The following is a 16,396-nucleotide window of genomic DNA, read 5'->3' on the forward strand; positions in this document are numbered from 1 at the left end:
GTAAACAATTTCAAGCTATAAACTGTAAATTATCAATACCATTACAGACATCCTTAAAACTTTAAGGTTTAGCGATCGCCTAATTTATGAAAAATACAGCTCATACAGTTACTTTTATATTACATTGCAAATATCTATGTAACATGTAAAGATGCCAGCGCTCATTGCTATAAGTCTTGTAGTTATAATTAAAGTCCGTAGTATTGCTCTAACAATATCTATCTTACTGCTAGATCAATACTACAAACAAACACTTTATTAATTGATCGCATTGACACAACTAAAAACTTGTAGAAACGTTCTTATAAATATCCCCCACACTCCCCACACTCCCCACACTCCCCACACTCCCCACACTCAAAATCTAGCGTTCCAATTTATTAGGAATACCTTCACAACCACCAGGTATCTTTCTTCTACTTTTTTCCCCACACCAAGCACAACAATAATAACGTTGTTCATCAGACAACCGCTTGACTCCACTAAAGTCAACATTTTCTACCACTGCACCAGTACAAACACCTGTTTGATAGTTAGGTATATTAGTACGACTACGAGGAGTAGCAGTTTCCGCACTGCCATAGAAAAATCTCGCTCCCCTCAAGTCAGCACCTACCAGACTGGCTTCATACAAAATAGTACGAGAAAAATTAGCTTTTACTAAGTCACAATCACTAAGATTAGCTCTAACAAGATTAGCATCACTTAATTCTGTCCAACGTAAATCTGTTTTTGTCAGGTCAGCTCCTGCTAACATTACTCCTAAGTCAATCACACGAATACCATATTCCCTATCTTCCGCGTAACCTCCATTACCATCTAAAATAGGCCGACCAAGTTGGCGATCGCGCTTAATCGGTGTTATTAGTCTAGACTGAGATAAAAATCTGAGAATTTTCGCTTTACCTTCTCCATCTACACTTTTAATAATAGCTGCTGTACGTCCTTCAGCGATCGCTCGTTCCTGTGGCCAATCTTCTAATAAACCTTTTTCATCCATTGCCAGATCGGAAACTCCTTGAAAGTAAGCATCAATGGTTTGTTGTTGAGTAATGCGGTTTTGCTGAATGGTCAAATCTTTGGAAATAACGTATTGTCGCCAAGCTACATATACAGCAATAATTGCAATTAAAATTTGACCCAAAGCTCCGATGAGTTCGCCCACCGCTCCAATGGCATCCCAGTTAATCTGAATATTACGAGTACCTGGTTCTTGGTTTGCTCCACTTAACATCAGTAAACCAACAATAGCGGCCAAGATACCAAAGCAAGCAATAATCAGATTACGCCAAACTGGAGGAATGAGGGTTTTCCAGACTTTACCCCAACTAGGCCAAATCATTCTGATGGAAGCTACCATTGCCACAACCGCGCTGCTATAACCAAGCAGCACATTATCTATGGCTAACCCCAGAATCATTACGGCAATTGCTGTCAGGGAGACAATGGACGCAATTCGATTCTTTGGCCCTTCCTCTGCTTGATTGTTTGCCAAACCATTAAGTTGTGTGGGAGAGGAGGGTAACATTTGTTCTATTTCATTTTCTACCAAGTTTAATTGCTCTATTGGTGTTTTTACAGGAGCGATCGCTGCTTTTGTGCCATTAGAATTTTCTGAGGTAGGACTGGTGTTTTGAAAATTAGCTGAAGAAGAGTTTGAATCATTATTCATATAATTTTTAATTTTGATTTTTTTGACAGACAATTAATTTGTTAAGTTTTTGTAATATCTATAAAAAACTGAAAACATTAGAAAAGAGAAGTTATGCCAATAATTTTACGGGTAAGTTTAGCTAGAGGTTAGGTTTTATATCAATTATATTGGGACTAAACCTGCCAAGACAGTTATAAGTCAAAAGTCAAAAGTTAAAAGTCAAAAGTTAGAAGCTAGAAGTTATTAAGTTAGAAGTTAGAAGCAAAAAAATATTAATCTAGACTCAGGCCAAATTTAGAAGTCAAAAGTCAAAAGTTAAAAGTTAAAAGTTAAAAATTAGAAGCAAAAAAATATTAATTTAGGATTCAGGGGGGTTTTGATTAATTGAGATAAGGACTTTGACTTTGAGTAGGATATAAGTTGGCTTGACTATTCATGACTCAAAGGCCGTGTATATTTTATTAGGTATTAGGATAGATAGAAAGAGGTACAGTAAATACCTTTGTTTCAAATTTAGCCATTTTTTGTAAGTGTAAAATTATGACAACTTCTGAAATTCTAGTTAAGAAGGAAAAATTAGAGAACCCACCTTTGGAAATACATTATTTGGGCGATCGCTCTTTGCGTCAGTCAGCAAAGCGTGTGAATAAGGTAGATGATGATATTCGGAAACTGATACGAGAAATGCTCCAAACTATGTATAGTGCTGATGGTATTGGTCTAGCTGCACCCCAGGTGGCTGTCCAAAAACAAGTAATTGTTATAGACTGCGAGCTAGATAATGCTGCTACGCCCCCTCTAGTTTTGATTAATCCTACGATTAAAAGGTATGGTAAAGAAGTTTGTCTTTTCCAAGAAGGGTGTCTGAGTATTCCTGGGGTTTATTTAGATGTTAAACGTCCCGCAATAATTGAAGTTACCTACAAAGATGAAAATGGTCGTCCGAAAACTCTTCAGGCTAAAGAATTATTATCTAGAGCAATTCAGCATGAAATGGACCATCTTCAAGGGGTGCTGTTTGTAGACCGAGTAGAAAATAAATTGGCACTGAATGAAGAGTTGACTAAGCATAAGTTCTCTCCTAAAGCTGTCAAATCTGTTGCTTAAAGTCTCGCAAAATTAATAGACATTTCCAGAAAAGAGGCAACAGGCAACAGGGAGGAAAAATTGATAATTTCTTGATCAGAATTGATTTGATTTTTGATTTTTACCAGATGTCTAATAGACATCTAGGAATAGGGAGTAGTAGGGACGTTGCATACAAAGTCCGTACAGAGTAGGGGGAAATAATTGGGGCTTACCGATCTAATCTAAAAGCATTGACATATAGAGACAAGTGCCTTTTTGGGGTCGAATTGCAGTACCTGGTTTTTAGCTGTTGATGCTCATGCATGGAGCGTATTTTAGGCTCATAGTTGGGCAGAAAAATCCCAAATTGACAATTCTTACTCCTACTTCCTCGCTCATTCCCATTTCTCCCCTCCTGGGAGGGGGAGGGGCGAGGGGTGGGTTGTCTCCAGTCTCCAGTCTCCCCCTCCTGGGAGGGGGAGGGGCGAGGGGTGGGTTGTCTCCTACCCCAGCAAAAAGACTTTCCATCAGCAAACCCTAATTGATGATTTATGTACGGTAATTGATTTTATAGCAAAGAACGAGTTGATGATGAATCTTAGACAGAGAAATTCTTTTCCCACTGTTGCCTGTTGCCTGTTACCTGTTTCCTGCTATATTTTTGATTTTTACCAGATGTCTAATACAAAAGCAATAGTCCAGAAGTTTAAGATTTATTAGTTCTTAACTTTAGTGATTATCATAAAAAATTAAAATAGTCAATATTTTTGGAGAAGAAAGTTATGGTAGGAACTCCTAAATCAACATTGCTTTTGGGTGGGTCTTGTATAGCAGCGATCGCAGCAGTTGGTTCTATTTTTGAGTTATCTTCTGGGGAACCAGAATTAGGTGGTCTAGTAACAGGGATAATTTTGAGTCTGAGCATTCCTCTAGCTACTTTACTCTTTTATTTAGCAATTCAAGACGCTAAGGCGAATCAATAGAAATTAAAGAAGCGGTCAGCACTCAGCACTCAGCAAGATTACTTTTTTTAAAGTGCCAGAAGGGGATAGGGGACACCTCCTAAGATTAAACGACAAGCTAGAAGTCAGAGATTTAAACCCAAGCTTTTAGCAGTCTGAAAGCTGAGTGCTTTTTGCGGAGCATTCTGGTACGGAAAATACGGATCGCTAGTTAAGCAATAAACAATGGACAATACAGCAGATTGCAGGTATATGAGGTACAAATATTGATGATAAAGTCTTCGTAGTGTGGGCATCTTGCCCACAACAGATGTACCCCACTGATATGAAATATGCTGTATAGCAATGTGTGCTGGCATATTTACAAATTACAAGAGGTGTCCAATAGCTAAAAGTCTTATATTATCGGTTTTTTATTCCCCCAGATAAGCTGTTGCCTTCCGGAGCTATTGCCTGTTGCCTGCGCACGGCGCTATATTTAATTGACAATTAATTGTTCATTGCTTATCAATAATTATTTTGACTAAAAATTTTAAAGATATCTAAAAAATGGCATTTCTGCGACAACTGTCTACAAGAGGAGTATACGAGGAAAAGCTCATAAAAAAGTATCTATCTGAGATAGAGGAGATAGTGCTAGGACGCGATCCCAAGTGTCAAATTGTCCTAGAGACAAAATTTTATACAACGGTTTCTCGCCGTCATGCCCTAATTCGTATTCATACCAAACAGACCAAAACTACTGGTTTAGTATGGGAAATCTGCGACCTCAATAGTTCTAATGGTACTTATATTAATGGACGAAGAATACAGGGAAGTCAAATTTTACAGGTGGGCGATCGTATTCGTCTGGGTTACAAAGGACCAGAATTCATCTTCGATAATTTATCCTACCAAAAATCAACCTTATCAGTATCACAATCAGTAAACTCTACTTCACTTCCTGTCAATTCTGTTCCTAATGTTGAAGATGTTGAAGATACTGAGTCGATAACTTTGACCCAGTTATTTCCTATTGCCTCCACAGGAAAGCAATTAGCTAAAAAAGCCTATCTTTATCCAGGTATTATCACTGTATTTTTTGTGATTTTAATGTTTTTAACCGTGGGTAGAGCAATAGCTTTCAATTTTTTATTAGCAGCTTATATTGCTACTGCTGCTTATTATTTCGTTTATCAACTTTGTGGCAAACAGAAACCTTGGTGGGTATTATTCGGAGTAGCTTTAACAACTGTTATTATCTTATTAAGTCCAATTTTGACATTGTTTATTGGAGTATTTCGTTTTATACTTCCTGGTGATATATCAGTAAATCCTGAGCAAGTTGGCTTTCTTGATTTCCTGATTAGAATGTTTTTTGGCGCGGGATTAATGGAGGAGTTGTTAAAAGCATTACCTGTGTTTTTAGTACTATTAATAGGTCGTAATTTACCTGATCCCTGGCGAAATAAAATTGGTGTTTGGGAACCTTTAGATGGAATTTTATTAGGAACAGCTTCTGCAGTAGGATTTACTTTATTAGAAACTCTGGGACAATATGTTCCGAGTATTGTGGATAGTGCTAGTTTACAATTGGGAGTAGATGCGGGTCAATTGGTAGGATTACAATTGTTAATTCCCAGAATTTTAGGTTCAGTAGCTGGACACATGGCTTATAGTGGTTATTTTGGTTATTTTATTGGGTTAAGTGTTTTAAGACGTCGTAATAGTTGGTTGATTTTGGGAGTTGGTTATTTTACCGCATCTATTCTTCATGCTTTATGGAATGCTTCTGGGATTTTAAATATATTTATTTTGGCATTTGTAGGAGTAATTTCTTATGCTTTTTTGGGAGCTGCTATTTTAAAAGCAAGAGTTCTCTCTCCCACAAGAAATGAAAATTTTGCGACTCAGGTTTTAATGAAGTAATATTATGTCTACTTGAATACTTACACTCAAGAGTAAGGAAGGCAGAGGGAAAAAGGCAGAAGGGAAAGAAAAGTTCAAAGCTAGAAGATTTTTTGGTCGGGTAAGCGGAACAGAGTTCTATCGCGCATCCTGATATGATATAAAATCTAATTTAATTAAGCAAAAAAATAGATTAATTAACAATAGACTATATATTTTTGCTTGACCACGGGGTTACATTTAGTAAGTATTACAAGAAGCTATTTTATTTGATTGGGAGGGTATTAATTGCAAGATATCACCCAGTGGAAAAAGTAATACAACTGGGCGATAAAAAAACAATAGTTTAAGCTTTTAAAAGAAGTTTGGAAAATATATTATTGTCCTAAATTATCATCATTGTAAATAACAACTTTGCAATTAATCAAAAGTTGCTTCAAATGCTCCAAAGCAATTTCTACTTCCAGCTTTTTGTCTAAAGTGAAAATGCCAGTTATACCTACTCCAGTTTTGAAATTTGATTTTTTGTGAGTAAAAGATTGACTTGGATACTCATCAATAAGGGAGTTCCAGTCTTCTATTCCTACAACTTCAGACAACTTTTTGAAAGAATCAGGAGAAATAGATGTGCCACTCATAAAGCGTTTCAATGTTGATATTGAAACAAATGCTGATTCGTACCACTCTTTTTGTGTTTTTTTCCAACCTTTTTTGATTCTAGCTATATTTACTTTTTTAATACCTTCTTCTGAAAGACATATAGAACTTGAACTTTTTTTCTGCTCATACAACACCTCCAGTATATGGTCGTTAAATATTGCTATTAGCGTATATTCCTTTGGAAAGAAATTAATGAGTCAGAATATATATAGAACAGAAACAAATAAAAACAACTAATGTTGCAGTATATTAACTGTACTAACAGACAGAAATAAATTGGCCATAATATATACAAAAAGAACCAAAATAGAACTAAATGGAATAGTTCAGAGAAAAACATCAATGTGACACTTTTAGTATTGTCATAGTAAAAGTTTGGAGTCATAAAAAAACTTTCAAAATAAGCTCAACATTCTCTTTTTTGTCTCAATATTATTGATTGAGGTAAAGTTATCCTGTTTTTTCTTCTATCTCTCCTAATAAATAATCAGTTTTGAAAAAAACCGGAGAATAAAAATGGAAAATAACTCTACTCAAGAAAACAAAACATTCCCAAGTTGTATCGAAACCCAGGAAGTGAGTCCTATTAATTTAATGTATAAAGTTGTTGACCTGGCAATTGAAAATAGTGATGCTGGTTTAATTCTTGCTGGAGCATTAGGAAGTTCTATTGTTATCTGCGCGATCGCCCACTCAGCAACAAAATTAATCCGTGCATTGCGTTAGTAGAATATTTTTTCAAAGGATATTTGTAAAGTCAAAAAATCTAGAAAAACCTCTATCCAAACCTCTACCCTATCACCTACAAATAGAGAGGTTTTCAAACCACCATTCTTTTGTAGGGAAGGAGGGTAGGGGGGTGAGGTTTTTGAATTTGCAAATCATTTACCTATTTTGGGGGTAAATTTTCTACATAAGTATAGTGCTATAGTTTTTTTCCTAACTGTGGAAAGACTCTTCTGTGAATAGAAAGCTTTTCAAACCACTATTATCTTTTCGGGAAGGGAGTAACAGAAGTAAGATGTTTGAATTTGCAAATCATTTACCTATTTTGGGGATAAATTTTCTAGATTAAGTATAGTGCTATAGTTTTTTTTCCCGAACTGTGGAAAGACTCTTCTAGCAATAAAGAAATTTTCAAGCACTATTATTTTTTCGGGAAGGGAGTAATAGGGGTGAGATTAGGAAAATTGCAAATCATTTACCAATTTGAGGGGTAAATTTTCTAGATTAAGTATAGTGCTAGTGCTATAGTTTTTTTCCCGAACTGTGGAAAGACTCTTCTATAAATAGAGAAATTTTCAAAGCACTATTTTCTTTTCGGGAAGGGAGTAACAGCAGTAAAATGTTGGAATTTGTAAATCATTTACCAATTTGAGGGGTAAATTTTCTAGATTAAGTATAGTGCTATAGTTTTTTTCCCGAACTGTGGAAAGACTCTTCTATAAATAGAGAAATTTTCAAAGCACTATTTTCTTTTCGGAAGAGAGCAACAGAAGTGAGATGTTGGAATTTGTAAATCATTTACCAATTTGAGGGGTAAATTTTCTAGATTAAGTATAGTGCTATAGTTTTTTTCCCGAACTGTGGAAAGACTCTTCTATAAATAGAGAAATTTTCAAAGCACTATTTTCTTTTCGGAAGAGAGCAACAGAAGTGAGATGTTGGAATTTGCAAATCATTTACCTATTTTCGGGGTAAATTTTCTAGATTAAGTATAGTGCTATAGTTTTTTCCTGCCGTACATATTATTTTTCTACCTACCAAATTTAGGCCATAACACCTGGACAAAAAAATCATTCAAAATCTTGTTACATTGAAATGCCAGTTGATTTTGATCTAATTCATCTTTAGTAAAATAAGCTAAACGTTGACCTTCATTAAGTTGAATTTGCTTTAAATCTAAGTCTATTTGCTTCCAGAAAACGTAATGTTCTCTATCATAAATATTGTACTTTTGAAAAAAGTTAATATCTGTTAATTCAATTTCGATTTCTTCCCTTATTTCTCTGCATATACATTGTTCAGGAAGTTCACCATTTTCAATAAATCCTCCTAATAAATTCCAAGTATTAGGAAAAGGAATAGAATCTTTATTATCTCTAAGCACGAGTAAAATTTGCTGAGAACTGTTAAACAAAATAATTACACAACCTTGTAATTTGTTCATATTTTTCTTCTATTAGAATATATTTATTTGGGATATTATATAGATGGGATAAATATAGCGATCGCCTAATATCAAATCTGGTAACATGGGTGTAATTATATCTTATAGGGACAAATGGTTATTCGCCCTGACAGGGGTAAGAATGGAAGATAATTGAGAAATATTTGGCAATGATTGAAAATAGAACATTTTTTTATACATACAGCAGATTCCAAATATATGAAGTAAAGAGATTAACAATTGAATGTTCTAAGTGTGGGCATCTTGCCAGTTTCGGGAGTAGATAAACAGAATTTTTATCCTGAAGATAAAAAGTCAAACTATCACCCACCCTAAACAAATAATTATCGGCAGTTGTCTCTAGAAAATTCTCCATATCAGTTAACTTATTACTGTGAAGAATCAGATTTTGCCGAAGTAGATAAACAGAATTTTTACCCTGAAAATAAAAAGTCAAACTATCGCCCACCCTAAACAAATAATTATCGGCAGTTGTCTCTAGAAAATTCTCCATATCAGTTAACTTATTACTGTGAAGAATCAGATTTTGCCGAAGTAGATAAACAGAATTTTTACCCTGAAAATAAAAAGTCAAACTATCGCCCACCCTAAACAAATAATTATCGGCAGTTGTCTCTAGAAAATTCTCCATATCAGTTAACTTATTACTGTGAAGAATCAGATTTTGTCGAAGTAGATAAACAGCATTTTTATTCTGAAGATAAAAAGTAAAAATATCACCCACCCCAGGGAAATAATTAGGGCTTGCTGATAAAATATAAAAGCACTGATAGATAAAGGCTTTAGCCTTTTTAGGTTGAAAAAAGTGCCTGGTTTTCAGTTGAAAACAATCAAAAACTTAGCATAAAATGCAGAATAATAGCAGAAAAATCACTCTTACAAATATATCCAACTATCTCCTAACTACTCTCTACTCCCCCACTCACCTACTCCTGAAAAAGAATTTTTCAGCAAACCCTAATTATCGGCGGTTATCTCCAGAAAATTTTCTCTACTCATCAACAACTAAATCATTAATTACCCATCCACATTTATTCGTTAATTCATCCTTGTCAATAGTCATATTTTCCAAAAGCAAATAAACCGAATTTTTACCAGCGAGTGAAAAATTAAAGTCAGACAAATCTCCAGGAAAATAATTATTGGCAGTTGTATCAAGCAAATTTCCTTGTTCATCTAAGGAAGAAAATGCAAGAGATAAACCATCACATTCTTGATTCAGAAAATTTAGTTGACCAGTAATTTTTACTGATTCGGATATTTGCCCTAAATAGAGAAAATATTTAGAGGTTTGTTTAGTAGTATCCGAGGGGTCTGTCATTAATTTATAACCATTTTCAGAAATTTGAGTAACTGCCGAATAATTATAAGTAATATAAGGAGATTGATTTAAACTCATCCAGTCTAACTGTCTACCTGGACGTTGAGGAATTTGTTTTTGTACTGCTGATAAAGTTTGTACAGCAGTTTCGACAGAAGTAGGACGAAATCTTTGATAAAAACTGACAGTAATTCCACCATCTAAGATAAATTCTTCTGGCAATTTTCGGAAATCTTGAGCAATGGGAAAATTTTGAGTAAAAGCGTCATAGACAAACTTAACTAAATCTTGTTGTCCTGGTTTTAAGACTTGTTCATCAGTTAATAATACTTTCTGAAATGGGTTAGCAATAACTATATATTGTGCCTCTAATAATTCTGGCAATGGGTAAGTATCGCGGGTGTCGATGTGTGGTTTACTTATTGCTCTTAAATTCGACCAACTTTCAGGATTAATTATCCGGTTAGCATTTCTAATGATATTGGCATTAAATAGATTTGAGGAAGCAGCTACATATACTAATTCTCGATTTTTGGCTAATTTACTTAGATAATCACTCAAACGTAAAACTTGATCATAGTCGGAACGAATTAATGGAGAAAAATTAGTGGCAAATAATGGTCGTAGGGAATTATTAAATTTGCCAATAGTAGTTATGCCAAGGACAAAATTGCCAAGTAACAATATTCCCGTGAGACTTAAAATGATTAATCTAGTTTTGTCTGGAAAAATATTAATGGTCGTCCAGATAAATGAAGCTAATCCTAAAACTATTATTGGCGTAAAATGTAGAGAGTAATGAATATTGCCATAACGCAACAAAATTAACCATTCAGCTAAAGAAAAAATCCCGAATAATAAAATAAAAATAGTAGTGGATGGAATTAAAGATTTTGTCAGAATACCTACGGAAAATCCCATAGCTACTAATAGTAAAGTTATTAATCCATAAAAACAGGCATAACGCCAAAATATATCAGGTATTGATAAACTCCAAGCAGCATAGAGAGTTCGATAATTTTCTGTTAAAGAACTTTGGATAAAACCCCAAGCAAAAATTGATATAGTCAGGAAACTACTGAGAGAAATCAGACTAATTTTAATGGCATTTTCTAAAAGTCTTTTCCAGGAATTATTGACAGAATTGAAAGTAGTCAAAAAGTTAATCATAGTTTGGCAACTAACAGCAGCAAGAAAAGCTATTGCGCTATAAGCAAAATGTCTCCTTAAAACAATAGATATGCCCAAACATAATCCAATGACAGGAATTTGCCACCAAGCAGTTAATCTAATATTTTGTAAGTAAATTAAAATCCCCAGTAAAATAAATAAAGTCGCTCCAATATCGGGATATCCTCTCAAACTTGGACTCCAAGTCATAGGTATTAGTAGAGCGATCGCTACTGTTGACCAAAATACCCACCGAGAAAGAACTGGAATTAATTTTGTCGCGATAGAACCGACCAGCAAACTAAATGGTAATAAATAGACCAGATTAATACTCAGAATATAAACAATTCTTTGATTACCAAACAGATAAAGAAATGGGATTAATGGGAGCACGACCAAATAATTTTTTTGTTGAGATAAAGAACCTAAAATATCATCAATAGCTCTTGGAGGTGATGCTCGAAATAAATTTGTTAGATTATTTGCTGCGTTCTGATATCCCACAAAGTCCCACCAATAAATTGTATGTTCATTGGATACATATATTGATGTTATGAGGGTAATTATCAAAACTACAATTAAGAAAATAATGCTATTAATCTGAAAGCTAGACTGTGAATTAAATTTAGTATTTAATGATTTGAAAAAAGAGTGATTTTTCATATTTATCCCGAAATTAGATATAGCGCTAGGGAATAGGGAATAGGGAATAGGGTTTTAGGATTGAAAAATGTCCTAAGCAATTCTTGTAGTGCTATAGCTGTGGTCTTGCCATATAATTCTCATACAATTCTATTGAGCTAATATCAAACTTTTCTGAATTTTACCGTCTTATTCTATCTTTGGAAATATCATTTACAGAAAAAAATTCTTATCCTGTGTGTCACTTTGCCAAAATAGACAGAATTAATTAATGGATAATTTTCCCTGATGAGCGGTAATTTTTTTCCCTTTTCAGTAGTGGAGCTGTTTGGCAAAATTTCACAGAATTTTCCCGGATGAGCAATAAATTTTTTCCCCTTTCAGTAGTAAAGCTGTTCGGCAAAATGCCAGATAATTTTCTCACAGAAAAAATCTCTTATCCTGTTGATCACTTTGTCAAAATAGTCAGAATTAATTGATGTATAATTTTTCCTGATGAGGGAGAAATTTGTCTCCTCTTCAGTAGTGGAGCTTTTTGGCATTTTGCCAGATAATTTTCCCGCAGAAAAAATTTCTTATCCTATTTATATAGTCACAATTAATTGATAGATAATTTTCCCACAGAAAAAATCTCTGACCCTGTTTGTCATGTTCTGAAAATCAATAAATTTTTTCCCCTCTTCAGTAGTAGAGATTTTGGGCAAAATTTCACAGAATTTTCTCGCAGAAAAATCTCTTATCTTGTTTGTCACTTGACCAAAATAGCGAGAATTAATTAATGGCAAATTTTCCCTAATCACCGAGAAATTAGTCTCCTCTTCAGTAGTAGAGATTTTGGGCAAAATTTCACAGAATTTTCTCGCAGAAAAATCTCTTATCTTGTTTGTCACTTGACCAAAATAGCGAGAATTAATTAATGGCAAATTTTCCCTAATCACCGAGAGATTTTGGGCAAAATTTCACAGAATTTCCCCAGAAAAAATCTCTGACACTGTGTGTCATGTTCTGAAAATAGCGAGAATTAATTAATGGCAAATTTTCCTTGATGAGCGAGAAATTAGTCTCCTCTTCAGTAGTGGAGATTTTGGGCAAAATTTCACAGAATTTTCTCGCAGAAAAATCTCTTATCTTGTTTGTCACTTGACCAAAATAGCGAGAATTAATTAATGGCAAATTTTCCCTAATCACCGAGAAATTAGTCTCCTCTTCAGTAGTAGAGATTTTGGGCAAAATTACACAGAATTTTCTCGCAGAAAAATCTCTTATCTTGTTTGTCACTTGACCAAAATAGCGAGAATTAATTAATGGCAAATTTTCCCTAATCACCGAGAAATTAGTCTCCTCTTCAGTAGTGGAGATTTTTGGCAAAATTTTACAGAATTTCCCCAGAAAAAATCTCTGACCCTATTTGTGATGTTCTGAAAATAACGATAATTAATTAATGGATAATTTTCCCTGATGAGGGAGAAATTTTTTGCCCTCTTCAGTAGTAAAGATTTTGGGCAAAATTTCACAGAATTTCCCCAGAAAAAATCTCTGACCCTATTTGTGATGTTCTGAAAATAACGATAATTAATTAATGGCAAATTTTCCCTAATCACCGAGAAATTAGTCTCTTTTTCAGTAGTGAAGATTTTGGGCAAAATTTCACAGAATTTCCCCAGAAAAAATCTCTGACCCTGTTTGTCATGTTCTGAAAATGGAGAAATTTGTCTCTTGTTCAGTAGTGGAGCTTTTTGGCAAAATTTCAGAGAATTTTCTCACAGGAAAAATCTCTTATCCTATTTGTCACTTTCTCAAAATAGTCAGAATTAATTGATGGATAATTTTCTCTGATGAGGGAGAAATTTGTCTTCTCTTGAGTAGTAAAGATTTTTGACAAAATTTCAGAGAATTTCTCCCAGAAAAAATCTCTTATCCTATTTATCACTTGACAAAAATAGTCACAATTAATTGACTAATAGTTTTTTCTTCTTGCTTCTTCCTTTCTCCCTCTTGCTTCTTCCTTCTTCCCTCTTGCTTCTTCCTTCTTCCTTCTTATGCTAAAGTGAGAAAAAATTCAGCCCTAAGAACAAAAACTACAACAAAAATCCGCAATTGGAAGTATTGACATGAAAGCATTAATTCTCTCTGGTGGAAAAGGTACAAGGTTACGTCCTCTTACTTATACAGGAGCAAAGCAATTAGTACCAGTTGCGAATAAACCTATTTTGTGGTACGGCATTGAGGGTATTATCGCAGCAGGTATTACCGACATTGGCATTGTTATTAGTCCAGAAACGGGAAAAGAAGTACAAGAATTAACAGGAAACGGCGAAAAATTTGGAGCTAATATTACCTATATTCTGCAAGAGCAACCTGCTGGTTTAGCTCATGCTGTGAAAATTGCCCAACCATTTTTGGCAGATTCTCCTTTTATCATGTATCTAGGAGATAATATTATTGAGAGTCAGCTAGAACAATTTTTAGAGACTTTCAAACAAGAACAATTAGATGCTTTAATTTTGCTGCGAAAAGTACCTAATCCCACAGCATTTGGTGTAGCAAAAGTAGATGAAAAGGGAAAAGTTTTAGGGTTAGTAGAAAAACCGAAAGTTCCTCCATCTGATTTGGCACTGGTGGGAATATATTTCTTCTCAAATAAAATCCATAATGCCATTGCTAATATCAAACCTTCAGCTAGAGGAGAATTAGAAATTACTGATGCTATTCAATATTTAATTGACCAACAAACATCCGGTGCAGACAAAGAAATTTCTGTTGAAGCGCGTACCTTAGAAGGTTGGTGGTTAGATACGGGTAAAAAAGATGATTTACTCAGTGCTAATCAAATTATTTTAGATACTCGTTTAACTAATTCAGTAAATGGGGAAATAGATTCTCAAAGTCAAATTATTGGGCGAGTAAAAATTGGTGAAAATACAAAACTAATTAATTGTAGTATTCGAGGTCCGGTGATTATAGGAGATAATTGTCACCTAGAAAATTGTTTTATCGGTCCTTATAGTAGTATTGCCGATAATGTAACTTTAATTGATGTTGACATTGAGCATAGTGTGATATTACAAGGAGCAAAAATTATTGAAATTCACCAACGTATTGTTGATAGTTTACTCGGTCGTCGTGCCCAACTAATTAATGCTCCACAACGTCCTAAAGCATTACGATTTATGATTGGTGATGATAGTCAAATAGAATTAACATAATTAGGCAATAGGCAATAGGTAATAGGCAACAGGCAACAGGGATAAGGGGATAAGGGATAAGGGATAAAAGTTTCCTAATTTTTATGTATTTTTAGCATTATTGTAGGGTGCGTTAGACGGCTAAAATTTCGACTCGGAACGGTTAGAAATCCGTCGTAACGCACCATTTTAGTCAGTCTAGTAGGTGCGTTAGACGGCTAAAATTTCGACTCGGAACGGTATTTAGAAATCCATCGTAACGCACCATTTTAGTCGGTCTAGTAGGTGCGTTAGACGGCTAAAATTTCGACTCGGAACGGTATTTAGAAATCCATCGTAACGCACCATTTTAGTCAGTCCAGTAGGTGCGTTAGACGGCTAAAATTTCGACTCGGAACGGTATTTAGAAATCCGTCGTAACACACCATTTTAGTCGGTCTAGTAGGTGCGTTATACGGCTAAAATTTCGACTCGGAACGGTATTTAGAAATCCATCGTAACACACCATTTTAGTTGTTTTAGCTTCACTTAACTGAACTTTTCCCCCACCCCGAAGGAGAAACTCATATAAATACTAACTCTATATACTTCCTAACAGTTAATTACTATTCCACTCAATTAATTCAAAAATTAATCAATTCCATTACATTAACTACCCAACTATTTCAGCAAATTATTATCATCAATAACTCTACCGACGATCATTCTATTTATCAACTCCAAAACAACACCACAATTATTATCGACTCAGAAACTAATTTAGGATATGGAAAAGCTTGCAATTTAGGATTAAACTGGATTTATGATCAAAACCCTCAAGCCATAATTTGGTTAATTAATCCCGATGCTTATTTATTCCCGGATTCTCTGGAAAAAGCACATCATTTTTTAGCAAAAAATCCCGAATTTTCCATATTAGGAACAACCGTCTACGAACCCACAGGTAAAATTTGGTTTGGTGGTGGAAAATTTATTCCTGAAACTGGCAAAATAATTGCTAATGAATTTATCTCCAACACAGAAACATCAACTACAGATTGGGTAACAGGATGCAGTATGTTAATTAACTTCAAAAACTTTAAAAACTGTCCTGAATTTGATAAAGATTATTTTTTATATTATGAAGACTTTGACTTCTGTAGACGCTATGTAAAACAAGGTCATAAAATTGCCATAACTCAAAAAATATCTGTAATTCATCAACCATCTTCCATTACCAATAAAAATCCCGAATTAAAACTTGAGCATAGCATCTATAGCTACCTATTAAGTTTAGAAAAACATACAAATAAATTAGTTTTAATATATAGATTACTCAGAATTACTATAGCTGCTTTAGTTAAGCTACCAATAAATTATCAAATAGCTCGTGTTAAAATCAAAGCAATTAGGAAATTTATCAGATATAATTGTATGTTGGGTAGAACCAAGTGTTAGCGGAGCTTCCTGAAGGGAAACCCAACAAAGTATCATTTAATTAGGAAGAATTTTTGTCTGATTTGAACCTAGTTTGCTGAAAATTTTGGGTTTATCCTAACGGATAAGCTGGCGCTAACGTTCCTCAACCCAACCTAAACTATTCAAAATTTTTGACTCTAACTATAAATGTCTATAGCTGCTTTAGTTAAGCTACCAATAAATTATCAAATAGCTCGT

14 protein-coding genes and 1 pseudogene are annotated in these 16,396 nt (G+C 34.3%); 7 read left to right on the forward strand and 8 right to left on the reverse strand.

Annotated elements, in window-relative coordinates; translation table 11 throughout:
- Positions 1-364 precede the first annotated feature (364 nt).
- Entirely contained in the window at positions 365-1,672 is a 1,308-nt protein-coding gene (locus F6K27_RS20355; RefSeq protein ID WP_287278092.1) for a pentapeptide repeat-containing protein, read from the reverse strand.
- 522 nt (positions 1,673-2,194) lie between these two features.
- Between F6K27_RS20355 and def the strand changes: the two genes are divergently transcribed.
- On the forward strand, positions 2,195-2,761 hold the full coding sequence (gene def, locus F6K27_RS20360; protein WP_287278093.1) for a peptide deformylase: 567 nt from the start codon (positions 2,195-2,197) through the stop codon (positions 2,759-2,761).
- Positions 2,762-3,025: 264 nt separating this feature from the next.
- On the opposite strand, the gene F6K27_RS20365 is transcribed toward def, so the two are convergent.
- Positions 3,026-3,250, reverse strand: coding sequence for a hypothetical protein (locus F6K27_RS20365; RefSeq protein ID WP_124142884.1), 225 nt, complete (start codon positions 3,248-3,250; stop codon positions 3,026-3,028).
- Positions 3,251-3,504: 254 nt separating this feature from the next.
- On the opposite strand from F6K27_RS20365, the gene F6K27_RS20370 reads away from it, so the two are divergent.
- Together F6K27_RS20370 and F6K27_RS20375 are read left to right on the forward strand one after the other, a co-directional pair.
- A complete protein-coding gene (locus tag F6K27_RS20370; protein ID WP_124142883.1) occupies positions 3,505-3,705 on the forward strand; it encodes a hypothetical protein in 201 nt (66 codons plus the stop codon).
- Between the two features lie 528 nt (positions 3,706-4,233).
- The gene (locus F6K27_RS20375; protein WP_287278094.1) at positions 4,234-5,592 is read left to right on the forward strand and encodes a PrsW family glutamic-type intramembrane protease; all 1,359 of its coding nucleotides are present in this window, start codon (positions 4,234-4,236) and stop codon (positions 5,590-5,592) included.
- A 356-nt stretch (positions 5,593-5,948) separates the two neighbouring features.
- Here F6K27_RS20375 and F6K27_RS20380 read toward each other — a convergent pair whose 3' ends face one another.
- Complete coding sequence (locus F6K27_RS20380; protein ID WP_287278096.1) at positions 5,949-6,362, reverse strand: hypothetical protein; 414 nt, start codon at positions 6,360-6,362, stop codon at positions 5,949-5,951.
- 385 nt (positions 6,363-6,747) lie between these two features.
- Between F6K27_RS20380 and F6K27_RS20385 the strand changes: the two genes are divergently transcribed.
- The gene (locus tag F6K27_RS20385) at positions 6,748-6,957 is read left to right on the forward strand and encodes a hypothetical protein (protein ID WP_287278097.1); all 210 of its coding nucleotides are present in this window, start codon (positions 6,748-6,750) and stop codon (positions 6,955-6,957) included.
- A 1,030-nt stretch (positions 6,958-7,987) separates the two neighbouring features.
- On the opposite strand, the gene F6K27_RS20390 is transcribed toward F6K27_RS20385, so the two are convergent.
- The 5 genes from F6K27_RS20390 to F6K27_RS20410 form a co-directional block, all read right to left on the reverse strand.
- Positions 7,988-8,401: an NUDIX domain-containing protein gene (locus F6K27_RS20390; protein ID WP_124154226.1), complete on the reverse strand. Its 414-nt coding sequence runs from the start codon at positions 8,399-8,401 to the stop codon at positions 7,988-7,990.
- A gap of 193 nt (positions 8,402-8,594) precedes the next feature.
- A complete protein-coding gene (locus F6K27_RS20395; protein ID WP_353736030.1) occupies positions 8,595-9,053 on the reverse strand; it encodes a hypothetical protein in 459 nt (152 codons plus the stop codon).
- Between the two features lie 360 nt (positions 9,054-9,413).
- A complete protein-coding gene (locus F6K27_RS20400; protein ID WP_287278098.1) occupies positions 9,414-11,417 on the reverse strand; it encodes a hypothetical protein in 2,004 nt (667 codons plus the stop codon).
- A 722-nt stretch (positions 11,418-12,139) separates the two neighbouring features.
- Positions 12,140-12,478, reverse strand: coding sequence for a hypothetical protein (locus F6K27_RS20405; protein WP_287284588.1), 339 nt, complete (start codon positions 12,476-12,478; stop codon positions 12,140-12,142).
- A gap of 7 nt (positions 12,479-12,485) precedes the next feature.
- Positions 12,486-12,923 carry a hypothetical protein gene (locus F6K27_RS20410; protein ID WP_287284591.1) on the reverse strand — a complete coding sequence of 146 codons (438 nt, stop codon included), beginning with the start codon at positions 12,921-12,923 and terminating at the stop codon, positions 12,486-12,488.
- Between the two features lie 743 nt (positions 12,924-13,666).
- Here F6K27_RS20410 and F6K27_RS20415 point away from each other — a divergent pair.
- From F6K27_RS20415 to F6K27_RS20425, 3 genes and pseudogenes are all read left to right on the forward strand, one after another.
- Positions 13,667-14,761 (forward strand): glucose-1-phosphate thymidylyltransferase, encoded by a 1,095-nt coding sequence (locus F6K27_RS20415; protein WP_287278103.1) that lies wholly within the window; start codon positions 13,667-13,669, stop codon positions 14,759-14,761.
- Positions 14,762-15,382: 621 nt separating this feature from the next.
- A pseudogene (locus tag F6K27_RS20420) lies at positions 15,383-15,760 on the forward strand (glycosyltransferase); the annotation flags it as partial.
- Between the two features lie 36 nt (positions 15,761-15,796).
- Positions 15,797-16,177, forward strand: a complete 381-nt coding sequence (locus F6K27_RS20425) for a glycosyltransferase family 2 protein (RefSeq protein ID WP_287278105.1) — start codon at positions 15,797-15,799, stop codon at positions 16,175-16,177.
- Positions 16,178-16,396: the final 219 nt, after the last annotated feature.

This window comes from Okeania sp. SIO2F5, from assembly GCF_010692685.1.
GTDB lineage: Bacteria > Cyanobacteriota > Cyanobacteriia > Cyanobacteriales > Microcoleaceae > Okeania > Okeania hirsuta.

What these genes read in the sequence shown, in the direction of transcription:
- F6K27_RS20370 (WP_124142883.1), top strand. Translation starts at nt 3,505, where the DNA reads ATGGTAGGAACTCCTAAATCAACATTGCTTTTGGGTGGGTCTTGTATA.
- def (WP_287278093.1), top strand. Translation starts at nt 2,195, where the DNA reads ATGACAACTTCTGAAATTCTAGTTAAGAAGGAAAAATTAGAGAACCCA.
- F6K27_RS20385 (WP_287278097.1), top strand. Translation starts at nt 6,748, where the DNA reads ATGGAAAATAACTCTACTCAAGAAAACAAAACATTCCCAAGTTGTATC.
- F6K27_RS20415 (WP_287278103.1), top strand. Translation starts at nt 13,667, where the DNA reads ATGAAAGCATTAATTCTCTCTGGTGGAAAAGGTACAAGGTTACGTCCT.
- F6K27_RS20425 (WP_287278105.1), top strand. Translation starts at nt 15,797, where the DNA reads ATGTTAATTAACTTCAAAAACTTTAAAAACTGTCCTGAATTTGATAAA.
- F6K27_RS20395 (WP_353736030.1), bottom strand. Translation starts at nt 9,053, where the DNA reads ATGGAGAATTTTCTAGAGACAACTGCCGATAATTATTTGTTTAGGGTG.
- F6K27_RS20375 (WP_287278094.1), top strand. Translation starts at nt 4,234, where the DNA reads ATGGCATTTCTGCGACAACTGTCTACAAGAGGAGTATACGAGGAAAAG.
- F6K27_RS20355 (WP_287278092.1), bottom strand. Translation starts at nt 1,672, where the DNA reads ATGAATAATGATTCAAACTCTTCTTCAGCTAATTTTCAAAACACCAGT.
- F6K27_RS20365 (WP_124142884.1), bottom strand. Translation starts at nt 3,250, where the DNA reads ATGGAAAGTCTTTTTGCTGGGGTAGGAGACAACCCACCCCTCGCCCCT.
- F6K27_RS20390 (WP_124154226.1), bottom strand. Translation starts at nt 8,401, where the DNA reads ATGAACAAATTACAAGGTTGTGTAATTATTTTGTTTAACAGTTCTCAG.